This window comes from Ruminiclostridium cellobioparum DSM 1351 = ATCC 15832, assembly GCF_000621505.1.
GTDB lineage: Bacteria > Bacillota > Clostridia > Acetivibrionales > DSM-1351 > Ruminiclostridium > Ruminiclostridium cellobioparum.
On record NZ_JHYD01000003.1, the window covers coordinates 122,673 to 141,082 of the forward strand.

Annotated in this window: 14 protein-coding genes and 1 riboswitch; of the genes, 12 read left to right on the plus strand and 2 right to left on the minus strand. The window is 41.4% G+C overall.

All coding sequences use genetic code 11. The features are described 5' to 3' along the window. Positions 1-60: 60 nt before the first annotated feature. Both T344_RS0104535 and T344_RS0104540 read right to left on the minus strand, forming a co-directional pair. On the minus strand, positions 61-2,295 hold the full coding sequence (locus T344_RS0104535) for a YhgE/Pip domain-containing protein (protein ID WP_027627721.1): 2,235 nt from the start codon (positions 2,293-2,295) through the stop codon (positions 61-63). A gap of 104 nt (positions 2,296-2,399) precedes the next feature. Next, positions 2,400-2,861, minus strand: a complete 462-nt coding sequence (locus T344_RS0104540) for a MarR family winged helix-turn-helix transcriptional regulator (RefSeq protein WP_242842027.1) — start codon at positions 2,859-2,861, stop codon at positions 2,400-2,402. A gap of 234 nt (positions 2,862-3,095) precedes the next feature. On the opposite strand from T344_RS0104540, the gene T344_RS0104550 reads away from it, so the two are divergent. The 12 genes from T344_RS0104550 (at position 3,096) to hisS (ending at position 18,401) form a co-directional block, all read left to right on the plus strand. Then, complete coding sequence (locus tag T344_RS0104550) at positions 3,096-3,251, plus strand: aspartyl-phosphate phosphatase Spo0E family protein (RefSeq protein ID WP_004623316.1); 156 nt, start codon at positions 3,096-3,098, stop codon at positions 3,249-3,251. 416 nt (positions 3,252-3,667) lie between these two features. Further along, positions 3,668-4,183 carry a GNAT family N-acetyltransferase gene (locus T344_RS27595; protein ID WP_162178023.1) on the plus strand — a complete coding sequence of 172 codons (516 nt, stop codon included), beginning with the start codon at positions 3,668-3,670 and terminating at the stop codon, positions 4,181-4,183. Between the two features lie 150 nt (positions 4,184-4,333). Further along, positions 4,334-4,465: riboswitch (cyclic di-AMP (ydaO/yuaA leader) on the plus strand. 1 nt (position 4,466) lies between these two features. Continuing rightward, the gene (locus T344_RS0104565) at positions 4,467-5,369 is read left to right on the plus strand and encodes a C40 family peptidase (protein ID WP_027627724.1); all 903 of its coding nucleotides are present in this window, start codon (positions 4,467-4,469) and stop codon (positions 5,367-5,369) included. Between the two features lie 300 nt (positions 5,370-5,669). Continuing rightward, positions 5,670-8,024 (plus strand): DNA internalization-related competence protein ComEC/Rec2, encoded by a 2,355-nt coding sequence (locus tag T344_RS0104570; RefSeq protein ID WP_027627725.1) that lies wholly within the window; start codon positions 5,670-5,672, stop codon positions 8,022-8,024. A 76-nt stretch (positions 8,025-8,100) separates the two neighbouring features. Continuing rightward, positions 8,101-9,129 carry a DNA polymerase III subunit delta gene (gene holA / locus T344_RS0104575; protein ID WP_027627726.1) on the plus strand — a complete coding sequence of 343 codons (1,029 nt, stop codon included), beginning with the start codon at positions 8,101-8,103 and terminating at the stop codon, positions 9,127-9,129. 68 nt (positions 9,130-9,197) lie between these two features. Beyond that, positions 9,198-10,961, plus strand: a complete 1,764-nt coding sequence (gene recJ, locus T344_RS0104580; RefSeq protein WP_027627727.1) for a single-stranded-DNA-specific exonuclease RecJ — start codon at positions 9,198-9,200, stop codon at positions 10,959-10,961. Positions 10,962-11,082: 121 nt separating this feature from the next. Then, positions 11,083-11,598, plus strand: a complete 516-nt coding sequence (locus T344_RS0104585) for an adenine phosphoribosyltransferase (protein ID WP_027627728.1) — start codon at positions 11,083-11,085, stop codon at positions 11,596-11,598. Positions 11,599-11,742: 144 nt separating this feature from the next. Further along, positions 11,743-13,932: a RelA/SpoT family protein gene (locus T344_RS0104590; protein ID WP_027627729.1), complete on the plus strand. Its 2,190-nt coding sequence runs from the start codon at positions 11,743-11,745 to the stop codon at positions 13,930-13,932. Between the two features lie 62 nt (positions 13,933-13,994). Beyond that, the gene (gene dtd, locus T344_RS0104595) at positions 13,995-14,444 is read left to right on the plus strand and encodes a D-aminoacyl-tRNA deacylase (protein WP_027627730.1); all 450 of its coding nucleotides are present in this window, start codon (positions 13,995-13,997) and stop codon (positions 14,442-14,444) included. Positions 14,445-14,457: 13 nt separating this feature from the next. Continuing rightward, positions 14,458-15,084 (plus strand): MBL fold metallo-hydrolase, encoded by a 627-nt coding sequence (locus tag T344_RS0104600; RefSeq protein WP_027627731.1) that lies wholly within the window; start codon positions 14,458-14,460, stop codon positions 15,082-15,084. Positions 15,085-15,123: 39 nt separating this feature from the next. Then, entirely contained in the window at positions 15,124-16,671 is a 1,548-nt protein-coding gene (hemZ, locus tag T344_RS27600) for a coproporphyrinogen dehydrogenase HemZ (RefSeq protein WP_034860609.1), read from the plus strand. Between the two features lie 410 nt (positions 16,672-17,081). Beyond that, the gene (gene hisS, locus T344_RS0104610; protein ID WP_027627732.1) at positions 17,082-18,401 is read left to right on the plus strand and encodes a histidine--tRNA ligase; all 1,320 of its coding nucleotides are present in this window, start codon (positions 17,082-17,084) and stop codon (positions 18,399-18,401) included. Positions 18,402-18,410: the final 9 nt, after the last annotated feature.

Here is an 18,410-nt window from a genome sequence, read left to right on the forward strand (position 1 = left end):
AAAAACAAAAAAAGCAGAGTCCTCATTTTGTCGGAGGACTCTGCTTTTTTAATATATGTTTTACATTTCAGCACAAGGGTTATCCGGTGTATCTGTGCCGCCGGCAGTATCAAATTCCTTTGTATCGGCCAGTATCTTTCCAAGTCTCAATTTTGAAGCAATCAGGTTCAATGCCAGGAAAGCCAATGCAATGCCGCCGAGAACAATCAGGTTTTGAGCAAGATACCCGTAGTCAATACCTGAAATGACCTCTTTTAATGCGTTAACCGAATAAGTCATGGGCATAAACGGATTAACAATATTGAAGAAATCCGGAACAAGCTCCATCGGGAAGGTTCCGCCGCAGGATGTCAGCTGGAGGATCAGAAGGAGGATGGCAATAAATTTTCCTACATCCCTTAGCTGAACCAGTAAAAATCTCATAATTGAAGTAAAGGCGAGAGAGATTATTATACTCACAAGAACAAAAAGTCCTGTATTTTTAACCTGCAGATGCAGACCGTTTAATATTGTAATATCAAGCACAAGTGCCTGTGCTATTCCAATCAGAGTATAGCCGGCAAATCTGAGGAAGCCCTTTGAGTTTTTGTTAAGTCTGCGGAATTTGACATCGGGGTCAAGATATATGGCAAAGAACATCATTAATGCTCCTACCCAGAGTGAAAGGGAAACAAAGTAGGGAGTGAACGCTGTTCCGTAATCGGGAATACTGTTTATTCTTTGCTCGTTCAGTTCCACAGGTTCGGAAATATATTCCTTTAAGCCGTCGGTACCGTTCAGCCGGCTGTCTGCATCAAGGAGGGAATCGGAGACTCCCTGGCCGGCTATGGATATGCCTGAGCTCAATTCCTTCATCCCGTCGTAAAGTTTCTTTTCTCCGTCATACAGCTTTTCAGTGCTGCCGTTGAGCTGCATGCTGCCTTTTGAAGCCTTTGAAATACCGGCAGCCAGGTCTGTTGAGCCCGCTTTTAGCTGTGCAGTTCCTTCATAAAGCTCCTTTGATTTTTCAGAAGCGGTCTTTATACTGGCAGCAACATCACTGACGCCACTGTTGATCTGACCGTAGGCAGTATTGATTTTGTCGGTTCCGGCCGAAATCAGATTCAGGTTTGAGGAAACAGTGCTTATTCCCGAATTTAAAGCTGCTGCTCCCTGAGTTATCTGCGAAGCCCCTTCAGCCAACGCTTTTCCCGAAGTGTTCAGAGTTTCTCCTGCTTTTTTTACCTGCTGGGGAACCGACTGGGAAGCCTGAAGGGTTTCTAGTATTGTCTGGATATTCTGGTCCTTCAGTGCTTCGGGATGCGCCCTGGTGTATTGAACAATCAATGCAGCCATATCGGCCTGGGCACCCGCAGCTTTATTTACCGACTCAACATATGAATCAAGCCCGGCGGCAAAAGTCTGCATATTATTGTCATAAGCGGCCATACCCTGACTGAGCTTTGCAGTGGATTGGGAAAGCTCGGCTGTTCCGGAGTTGAGCTTTGCAAGGTTATCCTGTATCGCTGACAGACCAGAAGCTACCTGTGCGGCTCCGTTTGTCAGCCGGGATACTTTATCGGCACCGTCTGAAAGGGTCTGATAGAACTGCTGTGCTCCCGAATTAAGGTTATCGGCGCCAAGGGCTAATTGGGAGGCTCCTTTTGCGGCGTCCTGCAGTCCGTCGTTTAAAGACTTCATACCGGTATTAAACTTTTTCTGGCCGTCCAGCAGTTCACCTGTTTTTTGATGGATGGTGCCGGCTCCGCTGCTAAGCTCTTTCAACCCGTCATCCAATTCCTGCAAACTTGACGGTAAGTCCTTTATTTGATCAACAATAGTACCGACAATTTCCCGGGATATCTCTTTTGAAATTTCATCTTTAAACTCAAGTGTTACTCTGCTTAAAACCTGGCTTGCCAGGTAGTTTCTCTTTTCGTTGACACTGTATTTCAAGCTGCCTTTTACTTTTTCTGCGTCTCCTGCTGTCGATATGTTTTTTGAAAAATCGGCAGGTATATAAATTGATGCATAATATCTTCTGTTGTCCAGACCTTCTTTAGCATCTGCCTCATCTGTGACAACCCATTTAAGGTTTTTATCGTCTTTCAGTTTATCAAGTATTTCATTGCCAAGGTTTTTTTCCTTTCCGTTTATGGTTGCACCGGAATCCTGGTTTACAACAGCGACAGGAAGGTAATCCAGCTTGCTGTATGGATCCCAGAAGGCATCGAGATAGAAGAAGCTGTATACCAGTGGAATTATTATAACTGCTATTATTACAGCTACGATTTTATATTTTTTTAACTTTTGCATAAATTACCTCCATATTTTGTTTTAGTTATGAAAAATGCTTCACCTCCTATAATATTGCAAATTAAAATAATTTGAAGTTCAAAGTATTATGACAAAAAATTTTATTAACTGAAAACATTGTCAAAATGAGAGTTCAGATTGGAAAGAATATCTATTAATGCTTTTCTCTCCGAAGGGTCAAGTATACCAAAGATTTTTTCAGCAATTTTATTTCTCAGCTGCACAATTGATTCAAATACGCTCACTCCGGTCTCGGATAAGGATATAAAAACCTGACGCCTGTCTTCTTCATCCCGCTGCCTGATCACATAACCTTTTTTAATCAACCTGTCGATTGTGACGGTGGGAGTGCCGAAGGTAACCCCCAAGGTGTTGGCGATTTCAGACATCTTTTTATTTTCCGAACCATGGCCGATAACAAGTATTGTGTTGATTTCGATTACAGTAAGATCTTCGAGGTTTTTACTAAAAAATTTTTTGCTTTCCAGCTTATAATACTTATCAAACAATTTCCTGAAAAGCTGGTCAACAAGCAGCAATTCATTTCCGTTTTGAGAATTCATCATGGCACCTCAATATTTTTACTTTGAAATTCAAACTATTCGATATTAATATAAACTTTTTTATAAAAATTGTAAAGTATATTTATGAAATTTTTTCAAATACTTTATTATATGCATTTAAGGGAAAAATATACAAAAATAATACATTTATGGATTTTTTGTATTTACTTTTTACAAAAATAATGGTAATATTATGCAAAACGGATCATCTTACAAAAGAAAAGAATGGGGATAATTATGGAAAACAAATACTTTTTGCTTAACAAAGAAGTGGAATGTCTGAAAGAAGAGCTCTATGATCTTCTGGAAAATGAACCATGGGCACAGCATGACATTCTTAGAATCAGCAAACGAATAGACAGTCTTATACTTAAGTTTTACAAGCATGATTAATTATATGAGTTAATTGTATTACACTCCTTTAATAAATTTTCAATATTTTTTTTCTTCTCAATATTCGTTTCGCATTCCATATTTTCAAAGATATACCTGATTTTATTTGCCGTATGGCATTTGAAATCAGTTATATCAATCATTTTATTTCTGTATTGCTTTAATAATATTGATACCATTATAATGCAGCATTCAAACAATTGCCTGTCAAAACTCTCCAAATTACCACACATAATTTATACTCTCCGCTTGAAAAATTTAATTTAGAATAAATATAATAAATATAAAAAAGAATGTCAAATATTTCCTGAATATATAAATTTAAATTTTGTTATCTGCAAAATATTTGGTATAATCCTATAAAGGATTACATTATGATAAAATCTGAATTTTTTCAGGTGAATCAGGTGGATAATATGCTGAATATTCATATTAAGGACGATTTTTTCAACATAACGAATATTGATAAGACAAGTATACCGAAAATATATTCAATTTACAGGAATTCAGACGACTTTAAATATGCCACCGGTTTTTTTCAGTCTGTAGAATATGAGAAGTTTGCATACAATATTTCTCAGTTTATTCAAAGAGACAATATTTTCTTTTTGGATGTGCGCCTTAATTCCGGTGAAATCATAGGTTTGATAAAAGGAGCATTAATAGACAAGGACAATTTGGCCTGGATTAACTCCTTGATAATAGACACGCCCTATCAGCGCAAGGGGTACGGCATAAGGGTGGTTGAGCTGCTGCAGGAATATTTAAAGCAGATATGCCTTACCAAAGCAATCTATCTTTCGGTGTATAAAAATAATATGTCAGGTATAAATTTTTGGACAAAGTGCGGGTTTTATGACTGTAAAGGACTGCCTAACAAGGATGATATAAATTTTAATCAAACTGTTCAAATTATGTGCAAACTACTATAATGTCAAAGATATTACAAAAATATTACTAAAAAATTGCTGTTTTATTTCAAAAAGTTTGACAAACTGTTACAGATTGAATATAATGTTCAAGTGAGCAAATAAATGAATTGTAACCAAATTGTAACCATATTTGGCTGATTGGATTTTATTTGCCAATAAAAGCTGAATCCTCGAGAGAGGTACGGAGGAACCAAATTTTTGGGGTGAGTCCATGCAAATGGTAGGGAGGTCCTATTGCCCGAGCCCGGCAGCTAACTTCGGAAGCGAATTATAGGAGGAGCCAATGTCAGGTAAGATCAGCAAGATACTTGTCGGATGTATTTTTGCTTTTTCTCTGGTGCTTATTTGTTCGGTTGCTATGGCTGCATCACAGCCGGCGCAGATTGTAGGAACAAAAGTGAACGTCAGAACAGAGCCGGATACTTCTTCAAGTATAATTACAAAGTTATCCAATTCAAGGGTATCGGTTGTTGACGGTTCTGATGGGTGGTACAAGATTTCCTTTAGTGGAAAGACAGGTTGGGTAAGCAGTGACTACATAAAAGTTCTGACTGCAAAAGGAAAGATTAATGCTAATGGTGTTAATTTCAGAGAAACTGCCGGCACATCAGGCGAAATAATTGATGCTCTAAGTAAGGGGACGAGTGTAGAAATTCTTGATACTCTCTCGGGTTGGCACAAGGTAAAGGTAGACGCAAAGATTGGTTATGTAGCCACCAAATTTGTTACAGCTGCCAGTACCGAACAAAAATCATCTCGTTCTACAACGGCAGCAACTCTTGAGGCAGAAGATACCGAAGCAGCTGATGATTCTGCAGCAAGTGAAGTAATTGCATATGCCAAGAAATTTGTTGGAGTACGGTATGTTTATGGTGGAAAAAGCCCAAGCGGCTTTGATTGCTCAGGATTCGTCGGATACGTTTACGGTAATTTCGGAATAAAACTTAATAGTTCCGCAGCAAGCATGTATTCTGACGGTATCAAGGTATCAAAGAGTGCATTAAAAGCAGGAGATCTATTATTTTTTGACGCATCTTCCAGAAAGGCATCCGGCGTAATAGACCATGTAGGTATTTATATAGGCGGAGGCAAGTTTATACATGCTTCAACCTCAAACAAACAGGTTCTTATTCAAGACCTGTCTGAATACCGGGGAAAATATATTGGTGCAAAAAGAGTGATGTAATTTTATCATAAACCGCAAAAACGTCCTGAACAGGGCGTTTTTGTGTATAGTTTTCTATTATCGGGTCAAACTGGCAAATTAAATCAACAAATCATATCAATAAACCAAATCAACAATTCCTTTCCAGTAAATCTTTTCAAGGTAATACATTCTGTTGTCAATATCTTCATATAGGTTTCCAGGTTCCTTTCTACTATCTTATAATTTCTTAATTTAACCTGTTGTGCTAATTAAAATTTTATTTTGCTTTACAGCTTGATTTAATCAGCACAACACGTTAATTCAATTTGTGGAGGTCACATGTTTTTTAAGAGACCGCTATGTCTTTTTTGCATATCCTTTATTGCGGGAATTCTGTTCTCGGACAAACTCGGCTTTTTCCCATTTTTGCTTTCAGCAGCAATCAGCTGTTTAATTTTGATCATAGTATTCAACAGATTTGGAAAAACAGCGGTTCTAATACTTTTATCCCTGCTGTTCTTTACTGCAGGAGGCATATTGTTTAATAATTCTCAAAAAGTGTATACCAGCGGGCTGAAAGAAATTTATGGTAAACAAATTACGTTTCAAGGCTATGTTGACAGTGAGGTTGAGAAGGACGGAGATAAACTTGTGTTTATTTTTAAGGCCGACAGAAAGCCGGTCTCCGCCAAATTGATGGTTAACCTGTATGGCGGCAGTGGCTCTGATTATGGCAAAATCGCTTACAGGACCCGGCTTTCTTTAAATGCAGTCATCAATAAGCCCAAACCGGCCACAAATCCAGGAGGCTTCAATTATGAAAGGTATCTGGCCTCGCAAGGGGTATCCGGAACAGTTAATCTGCTCAACTATGCGAATATAAGGGTTGTTGGCAATGAGCCGGGGGGCTGGATCAATAAGCTGGGTTTTAAAATTAAAAATACCGTATTGGGAATCGTTGAGCACAGTCTTGACAAAAACCAGGCAGGCCTTTTAGCCGGAATGATCATCGGATATAAGGACGGCCTGGATGAGAATGCATTCCAGGCCTTTAGCAAGGCCGGTTTGACCCATATAATGGTAGCTTCGGGAATGAATGTTGCATTTATTATTCTGCCGCTGATGTTTTTGTTTGATAAATTGCGTCTGGGAAATAAGACATCCGGGTTTATAACCATTTTTGTGCTGATACTCTTTATTTTTGTGGCAGGATTCTCAGCCTCGGTGGTCCGGGCGGTGATTATGGGCATAATAATTCTGTCGGGGAAAATAATTATGCGTGAAACAGACATATATACAAGTATTTCAGCCGCTGCACTGATACTTTTGTTTATTAACCCTTATACCCTATACGACATAGGGTTTCAGCTTTCTTTTATGGCAACGCTGTCCCTTGTGATGTTTTATCCGGCAATAAAGAAAGCCGTGACATACAGGCGTATTCCTGAAATTGTGTCCGATACTCTGGCGGCTACTCTTGCAGCCCAGCTGGGAGTGGTGCCGGTCACATTATACTATTTCAACAATTTATCATTGATATCGGTCATTTCAAATCTTCTAGTTGTTCCAATGGTCCAGATCATAACAATAATAGGATTTGTCATGGTTTTTGCAGGCTTGCTGAATATTCGGCTGGCGGTACTTATAGGCTATATAAACAATTCTTTTCTGTCCTTTGTACTCTTTGTCACCGAAATATCCTCAAAAGTTCCCTATGCTTCATTAAAACTTCCCACCCCACCCATTTGGCTGGTTTTACTTTACTATATTATTATTCTCTATCTTTTTAAATGGAGACAGAGCCTCAATAGCATAACAGGTTTCAGACAGATAAAATTGGCGGCGGCAGGTTTTGCAGTTTTAATTGCCGTGGCCGGCTCCTTGCTTCCCAGGCCAATGGAGATTACCTTTATTGATGTTGGGCAGGGGGATGGTGCCTTCATAAAAACGGCACACGGTAAAAAAGTATTGATTGACGGAGGAGGAAGGGAGGCAGGCTCAAAATCTTCATTTGATATAGGTGAAGCCGTTATGGTACCATATATTCTGGACCAGGGGACAAAAAGCATAGACATAGTCATAGCAAGCCACGGGCATTCGGATCATACAGAAGGGTTGGAGGCTGTTTTGAAAGAAATGCAGGTGGGGTTGGTGATCCTCCCCGATACCGACGGGAACGGTTTTGAAAAACTGGAGGCCATTTGCATGAAGAGAGGCATAAAAATTGAAGAGTGTAAAAAAGGTGATTCAATCCGCCTGGACAGGGAAACGAAATTTGAAGTTCTGAACCCCCTGGAGTTTTCAAAGGATACACTGTCACAACAGTCTTTAAATAACAGCTCATTGGTGTTAAAATTAATTTACAAAAACATAAAAGTATTATTTACCGGCGATAGTGAAGTGCCGGTGGAGGAAAGACTCGTTGAGTCAGACAACGAGTTTGAGGCGGATTTGCTTAAGGTGGGGCATCACGGTTCCATCACTTCAAGCAGTGAGGCCTTTTTGGACAGGGTAAAGCCCCGGGTTGCCGTAATTTCAGTGGGAGAGCGCAACCATTTCGGGCACCCGTCCCAGGCTGTTGTGGACAGGCTTCTGGAGAGGAACACAAAGCTTTACAGAACCGATGAATGCGGGGCGGTAACCGTTACAAGCTACGGACAGGACCTGAGAATAAGTACAATGCTTCATAAATAGCTGCTATTAATTAGAATAGGATTTTGAAAAGTAAAGTTTGGTTATATTTGAGCATTAGAGCTAAAGGAGATACGCTATGAGTTTGGATATCCTGAAAAAACAGTTGAAAGAAAGCAGGCTGCAGAATATTTACCTGTTTACGGGTGCAGAAGAATATTTGAAAAAATACTATGCAAATGCCATTTCCAGGCTTATAATCCAGGAGGAAAACAAGGAATTCAACTATATTTATTTTGAAGGGAAAACAGAGGCTGAGGCAATCATATCCAACTGCGAAACCTTACCCATGTTCAGCGAAAAAAAACTTGTCGTTGCAAAAAATACCGGTCTTTTTAAAGGGAAAAAAGGCGAAACCGCCGATTCGGGAACCGACAAAAAATCCGGAAAGGACAAGCTGGCCGGTTACCTTGAAAATATGCCGGATTACACCTGTCTGATATTTATTGAAAGTGAAATCGACAAGAGAATAAAGCTTGTCAATACAATAAAAAAATGCGGTCTTATAGTCGAGATGGATTACCAGAAGCCGGCCGATCTTGTCAAATGGGTGGTTAAGGTATTTGGCAGCTATAATAAAAGCATAGATCAGATGACAGCTTCATATATTGTTGAAAACAGCGAATATTCCATGACAGAGCTGCTCAACGAAATAGACAAGCTGGTAAATTATGTGGAAAATAAAAATGAAATATCTTTAAAAGAAGCGGAAATGGTATGCAATAAGACAATTAAAAGCAGGATATTTGATCTCACTGACGCTATTTCCGAAGGGAATAATTCCAGGGCATTGTCACTGTTAAATGATATGGCGGCATTGAAAGAGCCCATGCAGAAAGTTTTATTCATGATAATCCGGCAGATAAGGATGGTGTACAGGATAAAGCAGTTGAGAAAACAGGGGGTAAGGGAGGACGCTGCCGCAAAACAACTGGGTCTGACCCCTTTTGTGGCATCAAAAGTTATGAATGTCAGCCGCAATCTGGACATCAGTGTTCTGGAAAAAGCCATGTACTACAGTCTGGAACTGGATGAGTCCATAAAAACGGGAAAAATGTCCGATAGGATTGCAATTGAGTTGTTGATAGCTTCAATGGGACAAAAATGAGGTTGACCTGAAAGACATGGCTAATGCTCGTCTTCCAAGTCAACCTGTTAATTTATGGGGGGCGTAAATTGGAAAAGTGGATTTTAAAAAATCCTAAGAATGACTTTGAAAAAATGTCAGAGGCTTTAGGTGTGAGTCCTTTATTGTGCAGGATTATGGTAAACAGGGGGATTTCTGATTATGATACCGCCAGGAGATTTATAAGCTCCGATATTGCCGATCTGTACGATGCAAGAGGTATGAAGGACCTTGAAAAGGGCGTTAATATAATAACCGATAAAATAAAAAAAGGCTGCAAGATAAGAATAATCGGAGATTACGATGTGGACGGGGTGGTCAGCACTTTTATTCTGTACAGGGCTTTGACCAGATGCGGAGCAGAAGTTGATTATGCCATACCTCACAGAATATTTGACGGATATGGCATAAACAACAGTATTATCGATAAAGCGAAAGAGGATGATGTTGATACCATTATAACCTGTGATAACGGCATTGCGGCAACCGAACAGATCAAATATGCCAAAGCAGCAGGTCTTACGGTGGTTGTTACCGACCACCACGAGGTTCCCTTTGTTGAAACGGAAAATAATGAAAGGCTGCATATATTGCCCGAAGCAGATGCGGTAATTGATATAAAGCGTGCCGACTGCGGTTATCCGTTCAAACTTCTCTGCGGAGCCGGAGTAGCATTTAAATTTGTCCAGGTGCTTTACAGCGAAATGGACGTTCCGGGTAATGAATGCGATGACTTTTACGAATTTGTTGCAATAGCTACGGTTTGCGACGTGGTGGATCTGGTGGGTGAAAACAGGATTCTGGTGAAGAAAGGTCTTTCTGTCATAGGTCAGACTAAAAATATCGGGTTGAAAGCACTTATGAAACAGACCGGGATTTTTGGAAAGGAAATAGGAGTTTATCACCTTGGGTTTATTATAGGGCCGTGCATCAATGCCTCCGGAAGGCTGGACTGGGCCGAAAAAGGGTTGAAAATGCTCTTGAGCGACAATGATAGGGAGGCTGAGCTCCTTGCCCTTGAACTTCACAATCTCAATACCGAAAGAAAGGACATGACTCTGGCAGGTGTGGAAGAAACGGTAGCGACTATTGAAGGCAGCAGTCTGAAGCAGGATAAAATCCTGGTGGTATACAAACCTGACATACATGAGAGCATAGCAGGAATAATTGCCGGAAAAATCCGGGAAAAATATAATGTTCCTACATTTATAATAACTGATGCCGAGAGCGGGGTAAAGGGTTCCGGAAGATCCATTGAAGAATATAATATGTTTGAAGGACTGTTGAAGTGCAAGGAACTTCTGAACCGTTTCGGAGGGCATCCCATGGCCGCGGGTCTCAGTCTTGACCGGGAGAAGCTGGAACTGCTGAGAAAGCAGCTTAATGAAACTGCAACCCTCACAGAGGAGGATCTTATTCCAAAGGTGTACATAGATGCAAGAATCCTTCTGTCACATATAAATCTCAGGGTTGCAGAGGAACTATCGCTGCTGGAGCCTTACGGGAAAGGCAATTCAAAGCCTCTATTCGCCGAGAAGGGGATCACTGTAACCAGAGCTGCAGTGCTGGGCTCCGGGAGGAAAATACTCAAGCTCAGACTTTTGTCGTCTCCGGGTAAGTATATTGATGCAATTTACTTTGGGAATATATGCGACTTTGACAATTACATTTCTGAAAAATATGGAGCACGGGAACTGACAAGCCTTTACACAGGTCAAACCAGCCTTGTAAAGCTGGATATCATATTTAATATAGATATAAATGAGTATAATGGTTACAGGAATGTACAGCTGGTTATGCAGTATTACCGCTGAAACAAATGATTCCGGCAGGGTTGGGTATCCGGCCTTAAAAAAGTATGTTGTAAGTGAGTAATTATTTATTTATAATAATATCTATACATAAATTCAGTACCATGAAAAGAGGTATATTTAAATGGACTTAAGAGCTAAGCTGAGGCATGTAATGGATTTTCCCAAAGAGGGGATTGATTTTATCGATATCACAACTGTACTTCAGGATGCGGAAGCCTTTAAAGTGTGCATGGATACCTTTAAGGGATATGCGGAGCAGATAGGGGATTTTGATATAATCGTGGGTTCGGAATCCAGGGGTTTCATATTCGGTGCACCTTTGGCATACCAGATGGGGAAAGGTTTTGTTCCGGTTAGAAAAAAGGGCAAGCTTCCGTATAAAACCATCAGGGTTGAGTATGATCTGGAATATGGAAAAGATGTTCTGGAAATGCATGCAGATGCAGTCAAGCCCGGGCAAAAGGTCCTCATAGTCGATGACCTGCTTGCAACCGGCGGTACCACTGAAGCTAACATAAAACTCATCGAACAGCTTGGCGGAGAGGTAGCCGGAATAATTTATTTTATTGAACTCGGTTTTTTGGAAGGCAGAAAGAAATTAGAGGGCTATAAGGTCAATTCAATAGTATCCTTTTAATTTATGGCCGAGTAAAATATTCAAAGTGTTTGCGGCTCAAAGCCATAACATGGCTTGGGACCTTAATAAAGAGTACCGGTATAACAGTAACAATAACGTATAATTAAAATTTATCAAGTCATTGATGACTAGGTGGAGGATGCTTTGACAGATAGCTTTTCAGTGCTGGTTGAAAAAGTACAAAAATATGATCCCAACAGTAACATTGAACTGCTTAAAAAGGCATATCATGTGTCAAAGACAGCGCATGAGGGTCAGCAGAGAAATTCAGGGGAGCCCTATATAATTCATCCCGTAGAGGTTGCAATAATCCTTGCCGAGATGGAGCTGGACTGCACTGCACTTGTCGCTGCCCTTCTTCATGATACCATTGAGGACACCACCTGTACCTATGAGGAAATAAAAACCCAGTTCGGGGTTGAAGTGGCTGATCTTGTTGACGGGGTCACAAAACTGACAAAGCTGGGCAAGCTGCCCTTTACCTCCAAGGAAGAGCAGCAGATGGAAAATCTGCGCAAAATGTTTGTTGCAATGGCAAAGGACATCCGCGTTATTATGATAAAGCTGGCAGACAGGCTGCACAACATGAGAACCTTGAAATACATGAACGAGGGCAAGCAGATTGAAAAGGCCAGGGAAACTCTGGAGATATATGCTCCGCTGGCTCACCGTCTTGGTATTTCAAAGATCAAATGGGAGCTGGAAGATATCTGTCTCAGATATCTGGACCCCAAGGGCTACTATGATCTTGTTGAGAAAATAGCTTTCAAGCGCAAGCAAAGAGAAGCATATATAGAAGATATCATCAAGACCCTCAGAGAGAAAACCAGTGAGCTTGGAATAGAAAACTCCCAGATAGACGGCAGACCAAAGCATTTCTACAGTATTTACAGGAAAATGGTAAAGCAGAATAAAACACTGGATCAGATATATGATTTGTTCGCCTTCAGAGTGATTGTAAATTCGGTAAAGGACTGTTACGCGGTGCTGGGACTGGTTCATGAACTCTATAAGCCCATGCCCGGCAGGTTCAAGGACTATATTGCAATACCCAAACCAAACATGTACCAATCGCTTCATACCACATTGATCGGTCCTGAAGGACAACCCTTCGAGGTCCAGATAAGGACCTGGGACATGCACAGGGTAGCCGAGGTGGGTATTGCCGCCCATTGGAAGTACAAGGAAGGCGCCATAGGTACAAAGGAATCCGACAATAAATTTGCATGGCTCAGGCAGCTTCTGGAATGGCAGAAGGATACCAGGGATGAAAGTGAATTTATGGAGACCCTGAAGGTAGACCTTTTTACAGACGAAGTTTTTGTATTCACTCCCAAGGGAGATGTGGTCAGTCTTCCGTTCGAGTCGACCCCGGTGGATTTTGCATATTCCATTCACAGTGCCATCGGAAACAAGATGATAGGAGCCAAGGTTAACGGGAAAATGGTGCCTATCGACTATAAATTGAAGAATGGCGACATAATAGATATTCTTACCTCTTCAACCATACATGGCCCCAGCAGGGACTGGCTCAAAATAGTTAAGAGCAGTCAGGCAAAAAATAAGATAAATCAATGGTTTAAGAAGGAAAAAAGAGAAGAAAACATTGTCAGAGGCAAGGAACTGGTTGAAAGGGAGCTTAAAAAGCAAGGGCTCACCTACAGTCAATTATTCAGAACCGAGTGGGTTGAACTGGTACTGAGGAAATATAACTTTGCCACACTTGATGATTTATATGCGGGAATCGGTTACGGTGCCATAACCACCAATAAGGTCATTACCAAGCTTAAGGAAGAATTGAAGAAAACCCTCAAGCCTGAAGAAATAGAGCAGATACTTGAATCTATTGCTCAAACCAGAAATGAAAGAAAGAAAAAGAACATCCCCGAAAGCGGTGTGGTTGTCAAGGGTATCGACAACTGTCTGGTCAGGCTGTCACGGTGCTGCAATCCCGTACCGGGCGATGAAATCATTGGCTATATTACCCGGGGAAGGGGAGTTTCGGTGCACCGCAGTGACTGTATAAATGTTTCGGCGGGGCTTGAAGAAGAGGGCAGACTTATAGATGTCAAATGGTATACCACCAATGACGTGGCATATAAGGCCGACATAACCCTGATGGCTAATGACAGGACTTCCCTGCTGCTGGACGTTACAAACAGCATTGCAGAGCTGAAAGTGCCCATCAAGGCTGTTAATGCCAGAACCACCAGAGAGCAGGTAACTGTAATAAATCTCACACTTGAAATAACAAATACAGAACAATTGGAAAAGATAATAAAGAGACTCAGAAAAATAGACAGTGTATTTGATGTAACAAGGAATAAACAATAACTTGCATTAGTTTGCAATTGGGTTTCCTGAATTATATGGTAAAAGGCAGATTGGAGCAATAGATGAGGGCGGTTGTTCAGAGAGTTAAAAAGTCCAGCGTGACAGTTGACGGCAGCATTGCGGGAGAGATCGGTAAAGGACTGACGGTGCTGCTGGGAGTGGGTCAGGAGGATTCCGACAGGGATATTGATTACCTGGCTGATAAAATAATCAATTTAAGAATATTTGAAGATAATAACGGTAAAATGAACCTGTCACTGCTTGAGGTTGGGGGAGAGCTCCTGGTTGTTTCCCAGTTCACTTTATACGGGGACTGCAGAAAAGGCAGGAGGCCCGGATATGACAGGGCCGCAAGGCCTGAAGCGGCTAAAGCGTTATATGAAGGCTTTGTAGAAAAATGCAGAGGTTTTGGTGTGAAGGTTCAGACAGGAATATTTCAGGCCGAAATGCTTGTGGATATAAGCAACGACGGACCGGTCACACTTTTGTTGGACAGTAAAAGAGAGTTCTAGAAGGGGATGGATTATGAGAATAAAAACTATTACAGGTGGAATGTTTGATTCCTGCGCATATTTGATATGTGAAGGAAATAAAGCGGTGCTGATAGATGCAGGTGTAAAAAGCGAAAAGGTTATTAAAGCTGCTGCCGATATGAAGGTTGACATTGAAAAAATAATTCTAACCCACGGTCATATTGATCACATTGCTGAACTGGACAGCATTGCTGAAAAGACAGGCGCCAGGGCTTATATTCACATAAATGACGAACCCTCTCTGACAGATGCCGGATATAATGTATCGGCATATGCATTTAAGGCACAGACTTTTAATACACAATGTGAGGTTTTAAGGGACGGAAGCATTTTAAGGCTTGGTGAGCTTGAATTAAAAGTAATTCATACACCTGGACACACGCCCGGATCAATTTGTATACAAGTAAATAATGAGCTGTTCTCAGGCGATACGCTGTTTAATTCGGGCTATGGCAGAGTCGACCTGCCTAACGGTAGCTTTGAAGATATATACGCTTCCATAGTTGATCTACTTTTCAATCTTCCCGGTGAGACAAGGGTTTATCCCGGACACGGAAGGCCGACGACAATAGAGGACGAGAAAATGACCAACCCGATCAAACATGCAATCGAATGGTAACAACAGTCTTGTACCAAAAAGATGTAAATGGAGATACTGATGATTTTTTACAGAAATACCTGTGACAGCTTTGACTATGAGTTTGAGGATATCATAAAACTATTTTTTTTAAAAGATGAACTTGTAAAAATTGACGGCCCCCGGGATACCGATTCCGGGGCATTTCTATTGTGCTGCTTTTCCCGGGAGGACGGTCAGGGCCTGAAAATCAATATCAGGCTTCAGGCTGAAAATTTCGATGAACAGGCCGATATCCCCGTATCTGAGGACGGTCCGGATTCCAAAGGACAGGATATAAATAAGCCGTATATAAAAAGTTTAAAGAAAAAATTTAAAAGAGAACTGTTTTTACTGCTGCAAAAGTATACCGGCAAAATTATTCCCTGGGGCGTAATGACCGGGATCAGACCTACCAAGCTGGTAAATGAGCTGCTGGACGGGGGCGCCGGTAAAGAACGGATTTTAAAAACACTGACGGAGGATTACTATGTAACTGATAACAAGGCCCGGCTTTTATTTGACGTTGCCGTCAACCAGCGGGAGCTGTTTAAAAATTCCGTCCCCGGAAGTGTTTCGCTGTATATAGGCATACCCTTCTGCCCGACGCGCTGCCTGTACTGTTCTTTCAGCTCAAGTACCATAGGGCAGTATAAAAAATCGGTGGATAAATACCTAGATGCGCTGCTGAAGGAAATAGCACATGCATCCGGGCTTATCAAAAGCAAGGGTCTGAAGATAGAAAGCGTCTATATCGGGGGAGGAACTCCCACCTCTGTGAGCTCGCTTCAGCTGGACAGGCTGCTCAGAGGCATTGAAGACTTGCTGGATTTGAGCTGCCTGAAAGAATATACTCTTGAGGCCGGCCGCCCCGACACCATTGATTTTGAAAAACTGTCGGTGGTCAGGCGCAGCAGAGTTTCAAGGATAAGCATCAATCCGCAGAGTATGAATGCCGCTACACTTGAAAGGATAGGCAGAAACCATACCCCGGCAGAGGTGGAAAAGGCGTTTGGCACCGCACGGGAGCTGGGCTTCGACAATATTAACATGGATGTCATATGCGGGCTGCCGGGGGAAGATCCGGTCATGTTCAAAGCAACCATGGAAAGAATTGCACAGTTCAATCCCGAAAGCATAACCGTTCACACCATGGCAATAAAAAGAGCTTCAAGACTCACCCAGGAGCTTGACAGCTACAGTTTGCACCGGGAATACCGGCAGGTTGCCGAAATGGTGGAGTCTGCACGGGAATACGCTTCACTTATGGGCCTGGAACCTTATTACCTGTACAGGCAGAAAAACATTCTGGGGAATCTTGAAAATGTGGGCTACAGCAAAAAAGGCAGGGAGAGCCTGTACAATATTCAGATAATGGAGGAAAGACAGTCCATATTCGCCTGCGGCGCAGGTGCTGTTTCAAAGTTTGTTTTTCCTGATAATAGAATAGAAAGAGCCTTTAATGTCAAAAGTGTTGAAGAATATCTGGGGAGAACAGATGAAATGCTTGAGAGGAAGGAAGCGGCCACAGGAGGGTTATTAGGAGAATTATCCAATAATGATATTGACAATATGGGAAGTGAATTTTAAAATATATAGTAGACTATATATAGCAAAGCCTTAAAAGGGAAGAGTAATCAATGCTTCTATTCAGGAAACGGCTGTCCAAAGTCAATCAAGGTTCAAGACTTAATTGACTTAGACTGTGAGCAGCCCATAGAAAAGTTGATGAAAGACACCCTCTTTGGAATTCGGTTTCCTGGGCTGGTAGGTTAAAAGCTTACCCGTTTTCTGCGTTAAAGATTTCAAGTAAGTTTCTGCTTGCAGTTCTTGTTTTGTGGAAATTATTAGGGTGGCATCACGGGAAGTTTCCTCTCGTCCCTTGTCGGGATAAGGGGCTTTTTTATTGTCCAGGGCAGAAAAACTTTTTTGACAATTACTAATTGGCATGGTTTATGTGAATAATTAAAATTATATATTTTATGATGGGAGTTGTGCAAATGGCGAAGCAGCAAGTGGTAACACCTTCAATCCTTCCGGGCTTCATGGAGTTATTGCCCGCAGACCAGATGGTGTTCAATCAGATGTTGGAAACTATTAAAAGGACATATGAAACATACGGATTTATTCCTCTTGATACTCCGATGATTGAGAAATCCGAGGTTTTACTGGCCAAAAGCGGCGGTGAAACCGCAAAACAGGTTTACAGGTTTAACAAGGGAGATAACGACCTGGCTTTAAGGTTTGACCTTACAGTACCTTTGGCGAGGTATGTGTCACAGCATTTCGGTGAATTGACCTTCCCATTTAAAAGATACCATATAGGCAAGGTATTCAGGGGTGAAAAGCCGCAGAAGGGCAGATTCAGGGAATTTTACCAGTGCGATATAGATATAATAGGTTTTGAAAGCTTAAGCGTTGTAAATGATGCCGAAATATTGAGCGTGATTTATTCCACCTTTAAGGCTTTGGGCTTTGAAGATTTTACAATACGGCTGAATAACAGAAAAATTCTTAACGGTTTTTTTGAAAGCCTTGACATAACCGATAAAGCTGAAGTTTTAAGAATAATAGATAAAATGGAAAAGATAGGTCAGGCTGCCGTGCTGGATGAACTTAAATCTATTGGCCTTTCTGACGGAGATGCCGGCAGTGTTGTGAAATTTGTGGGTATAAAGGGAAACTGCCGGGAGATAATCGAAAACCTCCGCAGGCTTGAAGTCAGTAATGATATGTTTTCAGAAGGTATAGACGAACTGGAACTGGTCATTAATTACATTGATGCTTTTAAGGTTCCTTCGGGTAACTATGCTGTTGACCTTACAATAGCAAGAGGTCTGGATTACTACACCGGAACCATATATGAAACAATTTTGAACCAGTACCCTTCAATAGGAAGTGTATGCTCGGGAGGCAGGTACGATAACCTCGCTCAAAATTATACCACCAAGAAATTGCCGGGTGTTGGAATATCCATAGGCCTGTCAAGACTGTACTACCAGCTCAGGGAAGCGGGTGTTCTCGGGGAAAGCAGAAAGGCAACACCTTCTCAGATTCTGATAATCCCCATGAAGGAAACAATGCCCCAGGCCCTGGAGCTTGCCACAAAGGTCAGGGAGGCAGGGATTGCAGCAGAGATTTACTTTAATGAAGGCAAAATCGGAAAGAAATTTTCATATGCCGATAAGCTGGGAATTCCGTATGCAGTGGTGGTTGGAGAAGACGAAGTAAATACCGGCATATATAAACTGAAAAACATGGCTACAGGTGACCAGGCCGAGCTGGATATCCAAAGGATTATAGAACAATTAAAGGCCTGATACATGGAT